Consider the following 19,391-nt stretch of genomic DNA (forward strand, 5'->3'; position numbering starts at 1 on the left):
CCCAGTGCTCCCGACTTGTTCTACCCTGGTGAAAACCGGACAATAGCGGGCCTCAGTCATCGGTGGAGAAGGTAATGACGTTGCGTGTGGCCCTGGTTCAGGATCGGTTTCCGGTCGGCGACATTCCCGGCAATACTCAAAAAGTGCTGGAGCGGGCGCAGGCGGCCATAGACAAGGGCGCCGACCTGGTCGTGTTTCCGGAGCTGACGCTGGCGGGTTACCCACCGGAAGACCTGCTTCTGCGCCCGAGTCTTGGGTTGCGAATAAACGACGCGCTGGAAGCAATAAAGGCGGCCGCATTGCCGATCGGCATTGTGGTGGGTTACCCGGAACGGGAACAGGGTGCCTTGTACAACAAAGCCATGCTGATCGACCGGGGCGAGGTGATTGCCGATTATCGCAAGCAGCATTTGCCGAATTATCAGGTGTTCGACGAGAAGCGCTATTTCACCAAAGGCACCGAAACCTGCGTGTTTGATTACAAGGGTGCGCGACTGGCGCTGACCATCTGTGAAGACATCTGGTACGACGGCCCGGCCCGTCGGGCTGCTGAAGCCGGTGCGGAAATCAACATCAACATCAACGGCAGCCCCTACCATATCGGTCGTCTGCCCGAGCGCCATGCGCAGGTAGCCCGGGTGTCGAAAGCCTTCAGCGCGATGACCATCTACGTTAACCATCTTGGGGGTCAGGATGAACTGGTCTTTGACGGCGGGTCCTTCATTACCCAGAGCGATGGAGAGATTGCCGTGATGTTGCCGGAATTCGAACCCGCGCTGACCTGTGTCGACCTGCATAAGACCCAGAGCGGCTGGCAGGTGGCAGAACCCTCCAAGGTGCCCGTGCTGGACAATGAAGAGGCGCTTTATGAGGCGCTGGTGATGGGCCTGGCCGACTACGTTAACCGCAATGGCTTTCCGGGGGTTGTGCTGGGGCTGTCTGGCGGTATTGATTCGGCGCTGAGTGCCGCCATCGCGGTTGATGCGCTGGGCAAAGACCGGGTACATGCGGTGATGATGCCTTACACCTACACGGCAGAAATGAGTTTGGAAGATGCCCGGGCCGAGGCTGAACTGCTAGGCATTCGTTACGACGTTTTGCCCATCGGGTCGGCCTACGAAGCGGCGCTTCAGACGGTTAGCCCGCTGTTCGAGGGGCGTGATGTCGATACCACCGAGCAGAACATGCAATCGCGTATGCGCGGCCTGTTCCTGATGGCGCTGTCGAACAAACTGGGTGCCATGGTGCTGACCACGGGCAACAAGAGCGAGATGGCGGTGGGCTACGCCACCCTCTACGGGGATATGTGCGGTGGCTTCAATGCGCTAAAAGACGTGCCCAAGACCTGGGTATACAAGCTCTCGAACTGGCGCAACGCCCGCAGCCGGGTTATCCCGGAGCGGGTGATCACCCGCCCGCCCTCGGCCGAGCTGGCACCGGACCAGAAAGACGAAGACAGCCTGCCACCCTATGACATTCTGGATGCCATCATCGAGCGCTACGTTGAACGGGATGAAAGCCTCGATACCATCGTGAACGCAGGCTTTGATGCAGCAGAAACCGAACGGGTCATTCGATTGATTGACCGCAACGAGTACAAACGCCAGCAGGCACCTGAGGGTGTGAGGGTCACCCGCCGAGGTTTCGGTACTGACCGGCGTTATCCGCTAACACATGGCTGGAAACCGGGCCGCTAGCGCACTGCTCATTAGCTAAAGAAGCCCAGTGTCAGAATCTTAAGCCACCAGCGGTCCTGCTGCAGGTAGGGGGATTCGTACTCGCCGCTGGCCAGGGTGACATGCCCCGGGTAATCGCGTTGCAGAGCCTCCAGCGCCAGCGCCCGGTCTTCCGGCAGGCCGAGCTGGTTGTAGGATTCAATCAACACCACCAGCGCATCGCCCTGGGCACTGACGCCCGGGTAATGCTGGCGCACGACCTGAGCCCGTTCGGCGGCGGCTACCCAGGCATCACGACGCATGTAGTAGTCGGCTACAATCAGTTCGTGTCGGGCCAGGGCGTCTTTGAGAATAATCATCGTATCGGTGGCGTCTTCACGATAGTCGCTGGTCGGGAAGCGCTGCAGAAACCGGCCAAGCGCTTCGAAAGCACTTTCACCCTGGGCTTGCGAACGCAGGGCGAGGTCGCCACGGCCGGTGATGCCCGAATTCTGTTCGTACAACTTGTAGTAGCTCATGCCCCTGAGATACCAGGCGTAGTCGACATTGGGGTGGTCCGGGTTCAGCCGCGTGAAGCGGTCGGCATCGAGCAAGGCCTGGGCGTGGTCGTTGCTCATGTAGCGGGCGTACATCAAATCCAGTTGCAGCTGTTTGGCATAGCGGCCAAAAGGGAAGCGGCTCTCTAGTTGCTCCAGGGTATCGATCGCCAGTGTGTAGTTGCGGTTCTCCAAATGCCCCGATGCCTGCTCATAGAGCGCCTGCTCGGACTCCTGATTGTTGGTTTGGAACAGGCTGCAGCCTCCCAGTGTCAGGGAAAGCAGGAGAATGGATACCAGTGCTGGCCAATTGAATGATGCAGAATGACGGTGAAACATGCGTTGGGTCCGGCCCTTGAAGTACAATAGGCGGCTATTGTAACCACAGGCACCCAAGGGCTCCAATGACCGATTCCCCCCAGACACTGGAAGACAGCAAGACAGTACCGCTCGAAATGGGCCAGAAACGGCTTGATCAGGTCGCGGCAAGCCTGTTCAGCGAGTACTCCCGCTCGCGGATCCAGCAATGGATCAAGGAAGGTCAAGTCCTGGTAAATGGCCAGGTACGCAAACCCCGGGACAAACTGATCGGCGGTGAAACCCTGAGCCTAAAGGCCGTTCTGGTCGATGAGGAGCGCTGGGAGGCTGAGCCGGTAGAGCTGAATGTCGTTTATGAAGACGAAGACCTCATCGTTATCAACAAGCCCGCTGGCCTGGTCGTGCATCCTGGGGCCGGCACGCCGGGCGGCACTATGCTGAACGGCCTGCTGTATCGCTATCCGGAACTCAAGTCGGTACCTCGCGCCGGCATTGTGCACCGCATCGATAAAGATACCACCGGCCTGATGGTGGTCGCCCGTAACCTGGCGGCGCACACCAGCCTGGTGAACCAGCTTCAGGACCGCTCCATGGGCCGGGAGTATGAAGCGCTCGTCACCGGCACCATGACGGGCGGCGGTCGTGTGAACGAGCCGATAGGCCGCCATGCCACGGCCCGCACCAAGATGGCGGTGACGCCTACCGGTAAAGAAGCCACCACGCATTACCGGGTCACCGATCGTTTTCGCAACCACACCTTCATTCGATGCAAGCTCGAAACTGGCCGTACTCACCAGATTCGGGTGCATATGGCGCACATCGGCTATCCTTTGGTGGGCGACCCGGTGTATGCCGGTCGCAAACGTCTGCCCAAGGGCGTAACACGGGCGGTATCGGAAGCCTTGCGTCAGTTTGAACGCCAGGCACTGCATGCTGCACAACTTGAATTGATTCACCCTCGTACCGGCGAGCGCATGGCCTGGCAGGCCGACACACCCGATGACATGCTCGATTTGCTGGCGCTGCTTGAAGCGGATTACGAAGGTGAGGTGGATGAAGACGATTTATGACCATGGAAAGGCCTTTGTGGCCGGTGCCCAATGCAGTACAACTGGGCTGGACGACTCGCCAGGGGGGCCACAGCGAGTCCCCTTTCAACAGTAATAACCAGGCGCATCATGTCGGCGACTCTGCCGTCGCGGTAGAGGCGAACCGGTCAGGGTTGTTGGCCAGTCTGACCGGCTGTGAGCGCATTTGCTGGCTGTCTCAGGTTCACGGGACCCGGGTGGTGGCTGCGGAATCCGCTACCGATGGCACCGAAGCTGACGCGGCTACGGTTTCGCAACCGGGCATTGCCGCTGCTGTGATGACGGCCGACTGCTTGCCCGTGTTCTTCTGGCAGGATGACGGTGCCCAGGTGGCCATCGCTCATGCTGGTTGGCGGGGGTTGGCCACCGGTATTCTTAACGAGACACTGAAACAATTTAGCGACCCAGCCCGGGTGCGCTGTGGCCTCGGCCCTGCTATCGGTCCGGGCGCTTTTGAAGTCGGCATGGATGTGGTTGAAGCCTTCGCCGACTGGCCGGGCGCACAACGCTGTTTCAAACCCGCAGGCTCTCCCGGTAAGTGGCTCGGCGATTTGCCGCAACTGGCTGAATTCTGGTTGCAGGAAGCCGGTGTGCCGGCGATTTACCGCAGCCAGGCCTGTACCTTTACCGATGCCGACCGTTATTACTCCTACCGGCGTGATGGAACGACCGGCCGAATGGCGAATCTGATTTGGCGGAGTACCGAGGCCGTCTGACACCTAACAGGTTGTTGAAAAAAGCTTCCGGCCTTTTTCAAAACACAAGAACCAACAATTGCGGTTTTTGCTTCTCTGACAAAATCAATGACTTAGCAGCCATCAATTTTGCCGGAACGTCCATGTTCCGAGAGCAGGCCGCCGAAATTCTCCGAATTTCAACAGCCTGCTAAATTTCAACAAAAACTGATCCGGGTCAACTGTTCAAATTTCAAGCGCTTGTTATTAATCGCTTAGCCCCTATTTTCCTACTAACTTGAACAGATTACTGAGGTTACCTCATGCGTATCGACCGCCTGACCAGCAAATTGCAGGTCGCTCTCTCCGATGCCCAGTCCGTCGCGTTGGGCAGAGATCATAACTTTATTGAACCGGCCCACTTGCTCGTAGCACTGCTCGACCAAAAAGGGTCGGCCATCGCCCCCTTGTTACGTAACGCCGGGGCGGATATCGCCCAGTTAAAAGCCGGGCTTGCCAGTTACCTGGATGGCCTGCCACAAATTCAGAATCACGATGGCGAAGTTCATATGTCCAACGACCTTGGCCGGGTCATGAACTTTGCTGACAAGCTGGCTCAGAAGCGCCAGGACCAGTACATCGCCAGCGAGCTGGTGATACTGGCGATGACGCAGGATCGCAGCCGCATTGCCACGGTTCTGCGCGACGCGGGTGTGACCGCTGAGAAACTCGAAGCCGCCATCGACCAGGTGCGCGGTGGTGAGGCGGTTAACACCCAGGAAGCCGAAGAAAGCCGCCAGGCCCTGGAGAAATACACCGTCGACCTGACCACTCAGGCCGAAGCCGGAAAGCTGGACCCGGTGATCGGTCGCGACGATGAGATTCGCCGCACCATTCAGGTTCTGCAGCGCCGGCGCAAAAATAACCCGGTACTGATCGGTGAGCCAGGCGTCGGCAAAACCGCTATTGTTGAGGGGCTGGCGCAGCGCATTGTCAACGGCGAGGTGCCGGAAACACTGAAAGACAAACGCGTGCTGTCACTGGACCTTGGCTCATTGCTGGCGGGCGCCAAATACCGCGGTGAATTTGAAGAACGGTTGAAAGCCGTATTGAATGAACTGTCGAAGCAGGAAGGTCAGATTATTCTGTTTATCGATGAGCTGCACACCATGGTCGGCGCGGGTAAGAGCGAAGGCGCCATGGATGCCGGCAATATGCTGAAGCCGGCGCTGGCTCGGGGTGAGCTGCACTGCGTGGGCGCCACAACGCTGAACGAATACCGCCAGTACATTGAAAAAGACGGGGCACTGGAGCGGCGCTTCCAGAAAGTACAGGTCAACGAGCCCAATGAAGAAGACAGTATTGCCATTCTTCGCGGCCTGAAAGAACGCTACGAAGTTCACCACGGCGTCACCATTACCGACTCGGCGATCATCGCGGCTACACGGTTGTCACAGCGGTACATCACTGACCGCCAATTGCCCGACAAAGCCATCGATCTGATCGACGAAGCGGCCAGTCGCATTCGGATGGAGATCGACTCCAAGCCGGAAAGCATGGACAAGATGGAGCGCCGGTTGATTCAGCTGAAAATTGAAGCCGAAGCGCTGAAAAAAGATGACGACAAGCTGACGCGCAAGACGCTTAACCAGTTAGAACAGACCATTGAACAACTGGAGCGTGAATACGCCGATCTGGAAGAGATCTGGAACACCGAGAAGGCGGCGGTGCAGGGCACTCAGCATGTTAAAGAGCAACTGGAACAAACCCGCATTGAGCTGGAAACGGCTCGTCGTAGCGGCGACCTGGCGCGCATGTCCGAATTGCAGTACGGCCGCATTCCGGAACTGGAAAAGCAGCTCGATATGGCCAGCCAGGCCGAAATGATGGACATGCAGTTGCTGCACAACAAGGTTACCGACGAGACCATCGCCAACGTCATATCCCGCTGGACCGGCATTCCGGTCGATAAAATGCTGGAAGGCGAGCGCGAGAAACTGCTGAACATGGAAGACAACCTGCGCAGCCGTGTTGTGGGGCAGCAGGAAGCGCTGGTAGCCGTCTCCAATGCTATTCGCCGCTCCCGCTCAGGGTTGTCGGATCCGCACCGGCCAAACGGCTCGTTTCTGTTTCTCGGTCCGACGGGTGTCGGTAAAACCGAGTTGTGTAAGGCCTTGGCCGAGTTCCTGTTCGACACCGAAGAGGCGATGATTCGCATCGATATGTCGGAATTTATGGAGAAACATTCGGTCGCCCGTCTGATCGGGGCGCCCCCGGGTTATGTTGGTTATGAAGAAGGCGGTTACCTGACTGAAGCCGTTCGTCGCCGACCTTACTCGGTGATTTTGCTCGACGAAGTGGAAAAAGCCCATGGCGATGTGTTCAACATCCTGTTGCAGGTGCTGGATGATGGTCGCCTGACCGACGGCCAGGGCCGCACGGTAGACTTCCGCAACACCGTCATCGTGATGACCTCGAACCTGGGCAGCGACATCATTCAAACGCTGGCGGGTGAAGAGAATTACGAAGCCATGAAGTCATCAGTGATGGACGTAGTCGGTCAGCATTTCCGGCCAGAGTTCATTAACCGGGTTGATGAGGTGGTAGTGTTCCATCCGCTGCAGCGCAATCAAATGCGCGGCATTGCCGACATTCAGCTGGCGGCATTGCGGGCACGCCTGACCGAGCAGGGCATGAAGTTGCACCTGACCGAGGAAGCCATGGACAAGATCTGTGCTGCGGGATATGACCCGGTGTACGGCGCTCGCCCGCTCAAACGGGTGATTCAGCGGGAGCTGGAAAACAGTTTGGCGCAATCCCTGTTGCGCGGTGATTTTGGCAGTGGCGATGCCATTGCGGCAGAAGTGCGCGATGGTGAGATCGTGTTTTCTGTGGGGCACTGAGGGTGAGTAATTTACTAACTTAGGCTTCGTGATGGAGGTGGTTAGGTGCCTTTGCTCCGGAGTAGGGCCAGAGGCACCTTCAGGGTTCGTGCCGGGAGTGCGTGACAGATACCGGGTATACCTATCTGGGGCCGGCGTGAACCCGTCCATGGGGCCTAGACTTCGGCATCCATGCCTCAGACTTCCCCAGATAGGTATACCCGGCACCCATCACTTAGCTTTCCGGGAACTCTGAACCTTCGTCGTCTACTCCGTAGCCCCAGGATTCAGTGCATCAACGGCCATCTCAGCCATAATCCACTCCTGAAAGGCTTCCATGGCCGGGGTGAGTGGCCGGTTTTTCCGATACACCAGGTAAAAGGATTTGGACAGTTCCAGAGGGATGTCCAGTGGGGCGACCAGCTCGCCCGACTGGATCTCCTCGCTGATCAGGCTGATGTCCGATAGCGCCACCCCCAATCCCCGTGCCGCTGCCTGGGCCGTTAACAATCCACTGGAAAGGAACATGCCCTTGCGCGTCTCCCGGTACTCGGTGCCGGCGGCCTCGAACCAGGCGCGCCATTCATCCGGGCGTTTGCTAACGTGCAGCAGGGTGTGGCGGGTGATGTCTTCGGGTACGTGAATCGGCTTGTTGTTCAACAGGCTGGGCGTACAGACGGGAATCAGCGCCGAGCGCTTCAGGAAACTGCATTCAACATTGTCCCATTGGCCATCGCCAAAATAGACCGCCATGTCGGTATCGCTGTGCGCGAAGTCGATAAGGCCGGTTGAGGCCGACAGTTCCAGCTCGATGTTGGGGTGGGTGTCGTAAAACCGGCTGATGCGAGGCAGCAGCCAGCGGTGCAGGAAGGCCGGTGCGACCGACAGATTGAGTTCGCCGGTGCCGTGCGCGGAAACCAGCCGCTGCGTGGCCCGTTCAATGTCTGTGAGGGCTTTCTGAACAGTGCGCAGATAGTCTTTTCCCGCCGAGGTCAGCTCTATGCGCCGGGTCTGGCGAATAAACAGCTCTACTTCCAGAAATTCTTCCAGTGATTTGATCTGATGACTGACCGCAGAGGGCGTCACGAACAGTTCCTGACTGGCCTTTTGAAAGCTGCCCAGGCGCGCGGCCGATTCAAAACTTTTCAGACTGTTGAGCGGGGGTAGGCGTTTAATGGTGATACTCCAGTTAGAACAGTCGCCACAAACGAAGGGCAGCGTTTGCTGATCAGGCTTTACAAAGCCATCCTTGATTAATCAATAGTCGGAAATCGGGTTTACTGCAAGTTGAACGCTGGTTCTCAGTCAGCCCTGAGCCGTGTTTCAGTGCTGGCAGCGCTTGCACAGGCCGTGTATTTCAAGGGGTGTGGACCCAATGCGAAAACCACTGGCATCGGCACTGTGTTGCAACTCGCTCATCAGGTCGGAGCCCAGGCCAATTTCTTCAACATGGTGGCACTGATCGCAGATAAGCAATTGAGGTACCCGGTGCGCATGGTCGCAGGCAATGTGCGCACAAGCCATAAACTGGTTGGTGGTGGCCAGGCGATGGGCTAAACCGGCATCGACCAGAAAGTTCAGCATGCGATAGACCGACATTGCGGCCGGGCTTTCGCCATAGGCACGATCGTGATCGCTGATCAGGTCGTAGGCTGATTTGGGGCCATCGGCTGCCAGTAGCAGCTCAAGAATGCGGCTGCGCTTGGGCGTAAGCCGTTCACCGCGCTGCTGGCAGTGCTGGCTGGCTTTTTCGAGAATGGCCTGGGTCGAAGGCATGGTAACGGGTCACGGCGTTTACATCGGATGGATAGTGTACCCCGTCACCGGGCCGATGAGAAACCGCCGAACGCCCCACTCAGGCGGCGTTTACCAGTTGCTGCAACCGCGCCCCGATATGGTCTGATGCTTGCTGATCAAGCATGCCAACCCGTAGCCGCCGGTAAAGCACGTCGTCTGCCTTGCAGGCGCCCTCGTAGCGCATTGCCCAAACCAGCTCTGCTTCAACGTAAGGCGCCTCACTGACGAGCCGTTCCGGGGAGCCTTCTGCCAACACCAGGTGAGCCCGGTCGCCATAGGCTTGCCACAGATAGTCGGCGATGTCTTCCGGCAGGTCTTTTAACGCGGCTTCCGCGGCAGCCGTGTCGCCATTGGCGCCCGGCAGACGCAACTCCTGAGTTTGACAGGCCCTGGCATTCAGGCCTTTGGTTTTAACCACGATGTCCATGCAATCTTCGGCCATGCGACGCCAGGTTGTCCATTTGCCGCCAGTGAGGCTGAACAGCCCCTTGTCTTGCAGAACCACGTGGTCGCGGGTCAGCCCCGAGGTGGAGCTTTCGTCCGGGTCAGAGACCAAAGGGCGCAAACCCGAGAAGGTGGCGCTGATGTCACTGTGGCTGACGGGCTCATCGAGCCATTCGTTAATGTGCTTGATGATGTAGTCTATTTCGGACTGGCTCGCTTCGGGCCGGTCGCTGAGTTCGGCCGGGTCGTCGGTGGTGCCAACCAGCGTTTTACCCAGCCAGGGCAGCATGAACAATACCCGGCCATCGTCAGTTTCAGGAATCAGAATACCGCGGCCTTCGGGCAGTAGGGTCTTGTTCAGCACCACGTGAATGCCGCTGGAGACGGTCATCAGTGGTTTGGCGTCCGGGTCGGCCTGCAGGCGCAGGGTGTCTGTCCAGGGGCCGGTGCAGTTGACCACCGCTTTGGCGCGGATGGTCAGTGAGCGCTTACCGAGCAGATCGGTGCAACGTGCACCAGCGACAGTGCCGTCGTCGTGTTTTAGCAGTTCGTTGACTTCAACGTGGTTGGCAACGGCGCCACCTTGTTCAACGGCTGAACGCACCATGGCGATGCCAAAACGCGCATCATCGAACTGACCGTCCATGTAACTGACGCCCCCTTTGAGGGGTTTGATGTCGAGGCTGGGACAGGCTCGCTTCATGTCGGCGGTGCTTTCAATCCGCGACTTGCCCAGGCGCTGCGAGCCGGACAAAACGTCATACAAACCCAGGCCGAAGCGGTAGTAAGGCAAGCCGATCAGGCTTTTAACCGGGGTAATAAGCGTCAGTGGCCAGGCCAGGTGCGGCGCCATCGACAACATGCGTTTACGTTCGGCCAACGCCTCACGCACCAACTGATACTTACCGTAATCGAGCCCTTTGAACGCTTGTTCCAGATAGCGTACCCCACCGTGAATCAGCTTGGTGGAGCGGCTGGAGGTTCCGGCCATAAAATCCTGGCGATCCACCAGCGCGGCCGTCAACCCGCGACTGAGCGCGTCCAGCAGCACCCCGGCGCCACTGGCACCGCCGCCTATTACCAGCACATCCACCTCGGCCTCGGCCAGACGGTCCAGATGATCGTCCCGGTTCCAGGGTTGAACGGTGGCGGTTTGGTTGGTTGCAGCGGGTTTGGGCACAGACATGGTCGCTCCACGAAAAAGGGTGATCGATGGGCGTTAGTCTAAATTTGTTTTCGAAAATGTCAAAATAATTTTCGTTAATGTTCGTTTTGGCGGATGGGCACGTTAGCACCCATCAGCCAACCTTAAAAACGATCGCGTGCTATGGCGTATTGAGAACCTCCTTCAAGTACTGACCCGTGAAAGACCGCTTGCGCTTTGTCAGGGTCGTTGGCGTGCCCTGAGCAATGACCCGCCCGCCATGCTGTCCGCCTTCCGGGCCCATATCTATGGCCCAGTCTGCTTCGGCAATCACATCCAGGTTGTGTTCGATCACCAGCACCGAGTTGCCGGCATCGACCAGCCGGTGTAGTACGCGCAGCAGTTTATCCACATCGGCCATGTGCAGACCCACGGTTGGCTCATCGAGTACATAAAGGTTGTGCAGGGAGCGGCGGCCTTTATTGTCTTCCGGGGTCATGTTGGCCTTGGCCAGTTCGGCGACCAGTTTGATGCGCTGGGCTTCGCCACCGCTCAGGGTCGGGCTTTGCTGGCCGAGGGTCAGATAGCCGAGGCCTACATCCTGCAGCAGGCTCAGGGCGTGGTGGACTTTGCTGATGGGCGCGAAGAAGTCGACGGCTTCGTCGATGTTCATCGCCAGTACTTCACCGATGTGTTTGCCCTTGTAGGTGACGCTAAGGGTTTCATCGTTGAAGCGCCAGCCGTGGCAGACGTCGCAGGGTACCCGAACGTCGGGCAGGAAATTCATTTCGATTTTCTGTTCGCCCTGGCCGCCGCAGGCATCGCAGCGACCGTTACCTGCGTTGAACGAGAAGCGGGCCGGGGTGTAGCCGCGTAGGCGGGCATCAACCGTGCCGGCAAAGAGTTTGCGAATGCTGTCCCAAATGCCAATGTACGTGGCCGGGCAGGAACGGGGTGTTTTGCCTATGGGGGTTTGGTCGACTTCCAGAATGCGGTCGATGCTTTCCCAGCCTTCTATCTTTTCCGCTCCATGCCAGCGGAGTTTGGCTTTGCTTTTCTTATTCTGGTTGGCGATAGCCTGTTTAAGGTTGGGGTACAGCACTCCGCGTATCAAAGTGCTTTTACCGCTGCCGCTAACGCCGGTGATCGCGACCAGTTGGCGCAATGGAACACTGACGTCAATTTGGCGCAGGTTGTTCTGGCTGGCGCCTTGAATCTGCAAGCTCTCCTGTTCCCACAGCTGTCGCATGTCGGCGTTGCGCAAATCGGGCATGGGGTGGCGCAATGGTTGCGCCAGCATCTTCCCGGTCAGCGACCGCTTGTTCTTCATGATCTGTTTCAAATTTCCGTGAGCGACGACCTCGCCGCCATTGACGCCAGCGCGGGGCCCCATATCAATCAGGTGGTCGGCTTCGCGTATGGTGTCTTCATCATGCTCAACAACGACCACCGTGTTGCCCTGTTGCTGCAGTTCACGCAGCGTTTCAATGAGTTTGCGGTTATCCCGGGTGTGCAGACCGATGGTGGGTTCATCCAGAACATAGCAAACGCCCTGCAGGCTTGAGCCCAACTGTGCGGCCAGACGAATGCGCTGGGCTTCGCCGCCGCTTAAGGTCGGCGCAGCGCGGTCGAGGCTCAGGTAGTTCAATCCGACTTTTTGCAGGAACTGCAAACGACTTTGCATTTCCGCGAGCAGATCGTGGGCGATGGCCTGTTCTTTGGTGTTGAGAGTCAGTTTGTCGAACCATTGCTCTGCAGCATCTACCGGCAAGGCGGCCAGGTCGGCTATTGAGCGATCGCGAAAGCGCACAGCCAGGGCGGTGGGGTTCAGGCGTTGGCCCTCGCAACTGGAGCAGGCTTTTTCAGTAAGGGCGTCGTCTTCCGGTTGCCAGGTGTTTTCTTCGCCGGTCTGTTCTTCATCGAAGCCTTTGATCAGGCTGCCGGTGCCAAAACAGGTGATGCACCAGCCATGTTTGGAATTGTAAGAAAACAGGCGCGGGTCCAGCTCGTCAAACCCGGTGCCGCAGCTGGGGCAGGCGCGTTGGGTTGAGAATAGACGGTCGTTTTTCTTGCTGGCTTTACCCGGCTTGCTCGGGGCGACAATCACCAGTCCGTTGCCCAGGCTCAGAGCTTGCTCAAGACCCTCGGACAGGGCGCGTTCGTTTTTGGGTGTTACGGTGATCTCTAGCAGTGGCAGTTCAATATCGTGTTCTTTGTATCGGTCCAGTTGCGGCCAGTTGTCCGTCGGCTGGAAGCTTCCATCAACTCTTAGCTGGTTGTAACCGCGACCAGCGGCCCATTCCGCCAACTCCCGGTAGATGCCTTTGCGTGCTACCACCATGGGTGCGAGCAAGGTAACGGCCTGGCCGCGAAACTCTTTTTGGATGCGAGCCAGAATGGCGGTTGGAGTTTGTGGTTCAATGGGCACATCGCAATCCGGGCAATGTTGAGTGCCGAGCTTCACGTAGAGCAAGCGCAGGTAATGATAGATTTCTGTCAGGGTCCCAAGCGTGCTTTTGCGTCCGCCGCGGCTGGTGCGTTGTTCAATCGCAACCGAAGGTGGAATGCCATAGATGGCATCCACATCGGGGCGTGACGCCGGTTGCACAAATTGCCGCGCATAAGCGTTGAGGGATTCCAGATAACGGCGTTGGCCCTCGCCAAAAATCAAGTCAAACGCGAGGGTGCTTTTTCCGCTGCCACTGACGCCGGAAATCACGGTCAGCTTGTCGCGGGGCAAAGTCACGTCGATGTTTTTCAGGTTGTGTTCCCGGGCATGGTGAACGCGGATGGTGTTGTCAGCTGATCGTTTTGCCTGCGCCGAGTAAGTGGCGGCGATTTCCGCAACGCCTTTGCCATCTTGAGCCAGAGATTGTTCATAGTCCTGCAACGCCCGGGCGGTGTAGCCGGTGTTGCTGGTCATCACTTGGGCCGGCGTGCCGGCGACTAGCAATTCGCCACCGGCATCGCCGCCTTCGAGGCCGATGTCGATAAGCCAGTCCGACGCGCGTATCACATCCAGGTTGTGTTCAATCACTAACAAAGAGTGGCCCGCCGCCTGCAACTGACGGAAAGCCGCCATCAGCGTTGCGATGTCGGCAAAGTGCAGGCCGGTAGTGGGTTCATCGAACAGGAAGAGCGTGTGATCTCGTGCTTTGCCCCTGGTGCCGGTTGTTGCCAGGTGTCCGGCCAGCTTCAGCCGCTGGGCTTCGCCGCCGCTTAGGGTGGGTACGGCCTGGCCCAGTTGCAGGTAGTTAAGGCCCACATCGGCCAGAGGTTGAAGGCTGCGCTGAATGTCGGTTTCGCCTTTGAAGAAGTCCAGTGCTTCGGCCACGGTCATCGCCAGTACATCGGCAATCGATACGGCGTTTGAGTGTTCAGTGTCGATCGAACCGGGCAGAAGTTTGACCTCCAAAATCTCATCGCGGAAGCGTTTGCCATTGCAGTCCGGGCAGCGTAAATAAACGTCGCTTAGGAACTGCATTTCCACATGCTCAAAGCCATTGCCCTGGCAGGTGGGGCAGCGCCCCTGGCCGGAGTTGAAACTGAAGGTGCCCGGCGTGTAGCCGCGCTCTTTGGCCAGCGGCGTAGCGACGAAGCGCTTGCGAATGGTGTCGAATGCGCCGACGTAAGTGGCCGGAGTTGAACGGGTGGTCTTGCCAATCGGGCTCTGGTCTACCATCACCACCCGGTCGATGTTTGCGAGGCCGTCGATGCTGTCATGTGCGCCCGGGGCTTCGGTTTGCTCGCCCTGGTGCTTTAGAATGGCGGGGTACAGAATTTGCCGCATCAGCGTGGATTTGCCGGAACCGCTAACACCCGTCAGGCAGACCAACTGACCCAGGGGAATGTGGACGTCGATGTTTTTTAGGTTGTTTTCGCGTGCGCCTTTAATGTCGATGGCGGCTTCGGTCGTTTGGCCGGTTGCGACGGGTGCTTTGCTGACCTGATCAGTGCCATTCAGGTAGCGCGCGGTAAGGTTGTTCTTGCGCCGAAACAGGGCTTTGGGTGTACCAAAGAATTCAATATCTCCGCCTGCTTTTCCAGGCCCCGGACCAATGTCGAGAATGCGATCAGCCGCCAGAATAACCTGGGGGTCGTGTTCGACCACAAGCAGGGAATTACCGGCATCGCGCAGTCGGTGCAGTACTTTGACCAACCGTTGAATATCCCGTGGGTGCAGGCCGGTGCTGGGTTCGTCCAGCACGAACAGGGTGTTGACCAGGGAAGTGCCGAGCGCTGTGGTCAGGTTAATGCGCTGTACTTCGCCGCCGCTCAGGGTTCGCGATTGGCGATCCAGCGTCAGGTAATCCAGACCGACTTCGCACAGATAGCCCAGGCGCGAGCGGATTTCGGTCAGCAGCAGTTGAGTCGGTTCGTCGGTATCCGTGCTGGCCAATTGTTCGAAGAAGTTGACGCAACGCGACAGCGGCAGTTGCATCATATCGGCGATGTTGAGGCCAGGCAGTTGCCGATACGTATCGGGTTTCAGCTTGGATCCTGCAGGAACAAAACGGGGCTGGCCCGCCAATGCTTGTTCTGCAGCCTTCAGCGAGCCAACCCGCCACCACAGCGAGGCGGGTTTCAGTCGAGCGCCATCGCAGCTGGGGCACGGGGTGTAGGAGCGGTACTTGGAGAGCAACACACGAATGTGCATCTTGTACGCTTTGCTCTCCAGCCAGTTGAAAAACTCCTGAACGCCATACCAGACGCCCTGGTCCCAGTCGCCTTCGCCGTCGATCACCCAGGCTTTATGGTCATCACTGAGTTCGGCCCAGGGCGTATCAATGGGAATGCCGCGTTTTTTGGCGTAACGCATCAGGTCGCGCTGCACCTCTTCGTAAGCCGGCGTCTGAATGGGTTTGATAGCACCATCTTTCAGGCTCTTGCGCTCATCGGGGATCACCAGGCCATAGTCGACACCGATGATGCGCCCGAACCCCCGGCAGCTTTCGCAGGCGCCAATGGGCGAGTTGAAGGAAAACTGGCTGGGGCTGGGTTCCGGGTAGTCGACATCGCACCGGGCGCAATGGTGATGACTGGAGAAGCGCTCGGGCTTACCCGTTTCCAGCGCATCATCCATCGGGTATACCAGCACATGGCCTTTGCCGTAACGCAGAGCCGTTTCGACGGCTTCGGTCAGTCGGCTGCGGTTGTCTTCGGTCAGTTTGAGTCGGTCTTGCACCACCTCAACCCGGTCGCCTTCGCGCCGGTGAATACGGGCATAGCCCTGCTGGTTCAGCAATTGCGACACTTCCTCATCGCTCAGTCGCTCTGGAACGTGCAAGGGAATACACACCATCAGTCGTTGACCGGCAGACCCATCCTGGTACAGAGCGCTCACAATGCTTTGCGGCGAATCGCTGACCACTTCCCGCCCACAGCTGTAGCAATACAGATGCGCCAGGCGGGCAAAGAGCAGCTTGAGGTAGTCGTTCAACTCGGTCATGGTGCCCACGGTCGAGCGGGATGTGCGAACCGTATTGCTTTGCTCGATTGCGATGGCGGGCGGAATGCCTTCTATGCTGTCGACCGCGGGTTTATCCATGCGGTCCAAAAACTGGCGAGCGTAGGTCGAAAAGGTTTCAACGTATCGGCGCTGGCCTTCGGCGTAGATGGTATCGAATGCCAGGGTCGACTTCCCCGAACCGCTCACCCCGGTAACCACCACCAGCTCACCCAGCGGAATGTCCAGATCCAGGTTCTTCAAGTTGTTCTGGCGTGCGCCGCGCAGGCGAAGGGTGTCGTGAGGCATGGGGCTGGTCTTCCGGTTTGGGATTCAGGACTGACTGTATCGGAGCGAGAGAGTACGACCAAGGCAGGTTGATAGATGAACAGTATTGCAGTTTTTCGAAGCCCAAGGGCAAAAAAGAGTTAAAAAAAGGGGGGATAAACATCCCCCTTTTCTACTAACAGGCAGCCGGCAATCAGGCGGCTTTGGTTTTGTCCTTGGCTTCCTGATGCTCAATGGCCGTGCCGGAAGTCTTGCCGTTAATGGCAATGGTTTTCGGCTTCATCGCCTCGGGCACTTCTTTGACCAGTTGAATGGTCAGCAGGCCGTGCTTGAGTTCAGCACCGCGAACTTCCACATGGTCGGCCAGGTTGAACTTGCGTTCAAAGGACCGGTAGGCAATGCCCTGATGCAGGAAGCGACGGTTCTTGTCGTCTTCGTTGGTGGCTTTCTTACCGCGTACCGTCAGTACGCCGTTTTCGACCTGAAGGTTCAGTTCCTCTTCTTCAAAGCCGGCCACGGCCAGGGTAATGCCGTACTCGTTTTCACCCGTCACTTCGATGTTGTAAGGCGGGTAACCGTTGGAGGTCTGCTCGCCACGCAGGGCGGAATCCAACAGGTTGGCCATACGGTCGAAGCCAATGGTGCTGCGGTACAGTGGTGTTAAGTCGATGTGTGTCATAGTCATATTCTCCTAACGAAGCAATATAATAGTCAGCCCCTGAGGGCGCTGGTTAGATAGCAGCCGAGACTCTCATCGAGACGTCCTGCCGCACAACCTAAGATAGGGTTGAAGCGAAGGGTTTCAAGCGGTACCGAAATGTAAAATTAGTGTTAGCAATGGATGAGGGGTAAAGGTCCCGAAGGGTGCGTCCAACCTTTGTACCGGTGGCGTCTGTATGTATAAGTGAAGAGAATCAATGAGGAATCACAGAATGACTACCAGCGCCGCCCCTACAATAGTCTGGTTGTGCTCGTCTTTCGCAGACAGGGGGCCGGCATCACTTTATACTGGCGCTGGATCATGAACGGAGCCCCAGACGTGGCCACGCCTCCCCGTACCAGAGAGTCAGACCCGGTCGAAGCCGCGCAAATGCAGCGCTGGCTGGAACGGGTGTGTGCGCAAGACACCCGGGCACTGCGCAGCCTGTACGACCTGACCAGCGCCCGACTGATGAGCGTGTCGGCCCAAATCCTTAAAGATGATGCAGAAGCCGCCGATGTTTTGCAGGAGGTCTACCTGAAAATCTGGCAGCAGGCGGCAGATTATTCGGGTGTTGGTTCTGTCTGGGGCTGGTTGATCGTCATCACCCGAAATGCTTCACTTGATCGGCTTCGCAGTCGGCAACGTAAACGTGAAGAGTCCCTGGATGATCTGGACCCGGTTGATATCGGGGAGCAGACGCACCACAACGCAGTGGACAGCGGCATTGAGCGGTGCCTGGAGATTCTTAACGACAATGCTCGCCAGGCCATCGTTTTATCCTACATTTACGGTTTTAGCCATCATGAAGTCCAGCAGCGACTGGAACGACCTCTGGGTACGGTGAAAGCCTGGATCCGGCGTGGTTTACAGGAGTTGAAACGATGTCTCGAAGCCTGAGGTATTCCAACCCCGACGTCTGCGACCAACTGGCCGCCCAGTACGTCGCGGGTGACATGACGGCCCGGGTACGTCGGCGCATGGAGCAACTGATGCGGGAGCATCCGCCGCTGAAGGCTGCGGTTGCGGACTGGTCGGACCGAATGATGCCGCTCCACAACCGTTACCCCGAGCAGGCGCCGCCCGCTAGCCTTTGGCGTCAGATAGAACACTCGATACCGGCTGATCACGAAGCCAAGGCTCAAGCTGTACCAACCCAAAAAGCTGGTATCGTTACCCGGCTTCTGGACCTGCTTAACCCGGGCGTCTTGTGGCCAGCGGTAACCGGCGGTGCCTTGGTAGCGTTGGTGATGATCACTTTAAATCTCGGCTTGGTGCGTTCACCCGAATCAATCGGCCCTGCCTATATGGCGCCGCTCAGTTGGGAAGGCGACGTTGCGCTGGTGGTCAGCGGTTACCGCCGCAATGGCGACCAACCTGCCTGGCTATCAGCCCAGTGGTCGGCCCGCCTGGCTGATCGGCCCGAGGGGGCTACGCACCTCTGGGCAGAAACCGGAGAAAACCGGGAATGGGTTTACCTGGGCGCCGTCACCCCTGAAAACCGGCGCTGGGATCTGGATGCCGAAGGCTGGCAGGCGGTGATGGAAGCCCACCGGTTGGTGGTCAACGACAACCCTGGCACGATTCAACCTCAGCTGGCGTTGATGGAAGGGCCCTGTATTCAACTGGGTAATTGGGATTCGACCGACGGTTAATATCGTCTGTTGCTCTAGTGCCGGGTTCGTAGAATCGAACCCGCCGCCTGGCAGATGTCAGGGCCGGGCTGGGGTTAGCAGCGGCTCGTAAAGCATTAGCATCAACTGGGCATCCGCTTCTCTTGGATTATTCAGTTGCTTGCGGGCGTGCCTGACCAACCTCTGTAAGTGTGAGCGATGCTCGGGCCGTTGCGCATCCCAGAAGTCGGCCGGGTTGGGAGCAGGGTTGGGTGCCCGTTGCCGATTCTGACTGACCCTAAGCCACTCATAGCCGCGCCCGTTTTCGAAGACCACGCCTTCGTCCAATAAGCCGAATTCCTGTTGTTGCAGATAGCGCCGAACTTGAAAGAGATTGTTCGCCGGTGAGATCAGCCAGTCGGGTTGTGTTTCTGGATTGTGTTTTGTGACAGCACTAATAATCGCCTGAGTGACTTCATCGCCAACACCGGCCAGTACCAGTAGCGGTCGGGCGCTGGGTGTGAGTACCAAATGCTCCGCTGGCAGGGTATGCAGTTCGTAGCCGGTCGCGCCATAACGATCCAGGCGCCCTTGCAGGTCGGTCATAATCGAATCGATCTGGTCGACGAAATGCACCTGGTTCGCTCGCTGGCTCTCCAACAATGCCAGGCCGAGGTGGCCATGATCACAACATAGGTCCCACACCTCGTCATAGCCGGGTGGAATGGCATCAAACAAAGCTGTCAGTCGTTTTCCGAGTCGGGTTTTCATGGCGCTATGATAGC

13 protein-coding genes are annotated in these 19,391 nt (G+C 58.0%); 6 read left to right on the forward strand and 7 right to left on the reverse strand.

The window, feature by feature from the left end:
- Window positions 1–74: 74 nt before the first annotated feature.
- On the forward strand, window positions 75–1,697 hold the full coding sequence (locus tag ABJT94_RS00440; protein WP_348476812.1) for an NAD+ synthase: 1,623 nt from the start codon (window positions 75–77) through the stop codon (window positions 1,695–1,697).
- 11 nt (window positions 1,698–1,708) lie between these two features.
- On the opposite strand, the gene ABJT94_RS00445 is transcribed toward ABJT94_RS00440, so the two are convergent.
- Window positions 1,709–2,551 (reverse strand): outer membrane protein assembly factor BamD, encoded by an 843-nt coding sequence (locus ABJT94_RS00445; RefSeq protein WP_348476813.1) that lies wholly within the window; start codon window positions 2,549–2,551, stop codon window positions 1,709–1,711.
- 65 nt (window positions 2,552–2,616) lie between these two features.
- Here ABJT94_RS00445 and rluD point away from each other — a divergent pair, with 65 nt between their 5' ends.
- The 3 genes from rluD (at window position 2,617) to clpB (ending at window position 7,195) form a co-directional block, all read left to right on the forward strand.
- Entirely contained in the window at window positions 2,617–3,600 is a 984-nt protein-coding gene (rluD, locus tag ABJT94_RS00450; protein ID WP_348476814.1) for a 23S rRNA pseudouridine(1911/1915/1917) synthase RluD, read from the forward strand.
- Window positions 3,597–4,334 carry a peptidoglycan editing factor PgeF gene (gene pgeF / locus ABJT94_RS00455; protein ID WP_348476815.1) on the forward strand — a complete coding sequence of 246 codons (738 nt, stop codon included), beginning with the start codon at window positions 3,597–3,599 and terminating at the stop codon, window positions 4,332–4,334. Before rluD ends, pgeF begins: the two co-directional genes overlap by 4 nt.
- Window positions 4,335–4,615: 281 nt before the next feature.
- Window positions 4,616–7,195: an ATP-dependent chaperone ClpB gene (gene clpB / locus ABJT94_RS00460; protein WP_348476817.1), complete on the forward strand. Its 2,580-nt coding sequence runs from the start codon at window positions 4,616–4,618 to the stop codon at window positions 7,193–7,195.
- A 246-nt stretch (window positions 7,196–7,441) separates the two neighbouring features.
- Here the strand turns inward: clpB and gcvA are convergent, their stop codons facing one another.
- The 5 genes from gcvA to ABJT94_RS00485 form a co-directional block, all read right to left on the reverse strand.
- Complete coding sequence (gene gcvA / locus ABJT94_RS00465; protein WP_348476897.1) at window positions 7,442–8,392, reverse strand: transcriptional regulator GcvA; 951 nt, start codon at window positions 8,390–8,392, stop codon at window positions 7,442–7,444.
- Between the two features lie 105 nt (window positions 8,393–8,497).
- Window positions 8,498–8,950 carry a Fur family transcriptional regulator gene (locus tag ABJT94_RS00470; RefSeq protein ID WP_348476819.1) on the reverse strand — a complete coding sequence of 151 codons (453 nt, stop codon included), beginning with the start codon at window positions 8,948–8,950 and terminating at the stop codon, window positions 8,498–8,500.
- A gap of 79 nt (window positions 8,951–9,029) precedes the next feature.
- Window positions 9,030–10,601 (reverse strand): FAD-dependent oxidoreductase, encoded by a 1,572-nt coding sequence (locus tag ABJT94_RS00475; protein WP_348476820.1) that lies wholly within the window; start codon window positions 10,599–10,601, stop codon window positions 9,030–9,032.
- A gap of 139 nt (window positions 10,602–10,740) precedes the next feature.
- Window positions 10,741–16,314 carry an excinuclease ABC subunit UvrA gene (uvrA, locus tag ABJT94_RS00480; RefSeq protein ID WP_348476822.1) on the reverse strand — a complete coding sequence of 1,858 codons (5,574 nt, stop codon included), beginning with the start codon at window positions 16,312–16,314 and terminating at the stop codon, window positions 10,741–10,743.
- Between the two features lie 172 nt (window positions 16,315–16,486).
- Window positions 16,487–16,972 (reverse strand): Hsp20 family protein, encoded by a 486-nt coding sequence (locus ABJT94_RS00485; protein ID WP_348476824.1) that lies wholly within the window; start codon window positions 16,970–16,972, stop codon window positions 16,487–16,489.
- A 342-nt stretch (window positions 16,973–17,314) separates the two neighbouring features.
- Between ABJT94_RS00485 and ABJT94_RS00490 the strand changes: the two genes are divergently transcribed.
- The gene (locus ABJT94_RS00490; protein WP_348476826.1) at window positions 17,315–17,893 is read left to right on the forward strand and encodes a sigma-70 family RNA polymerase sigma factor; all 579 of its coding nucleotides are present in this window, start codon (window positions 17,315–17,317) and stop codon (window positions 17,891–17,893) included.
- Window positions 17,878–18,648, forward strand: a complete 771-nt coding sequence (locus ABJT94_RS00495; protein ID WP_348476827.1) for a hypothetical protein — start codon at window positions 17,878–17,880, stop codon at window positions 18,646–18,648. The genes ABJT94_RS00490 and ABJT94_RS00495 overlap by 16 nt, the downstream gene beginning before the upstream one ends.
- A 57-nt stretch (window positions 18,649–18,705) precedes the next feature.
- Here the strand turns inward: ABJT94_RS00495 and ABJT94_RS00500 are convergent, their stop codons facing one another.
- A complete protein-coding gene (locus ABJT94_RS00500) occupies window positions 18,706–19,377 on the reverse strand; it encodes an SAM-dependent methyltransferase (protein ID WP_348476828.1) in 672 nt (223 codons plus the stop codon).
- Window positions 19,378–19,391 lie beyond the last annotated feature (14 nt).

The organism is Saccharospirillum sp., assembly GCF_039982735.1.
In the GTDB taxonomy this organism is placed as follows: Bacteria; Pseudomonadota; Gammaproteobacteria; order Pseudomonadales; family Natronospirillaceae; genus Saccharospirillum.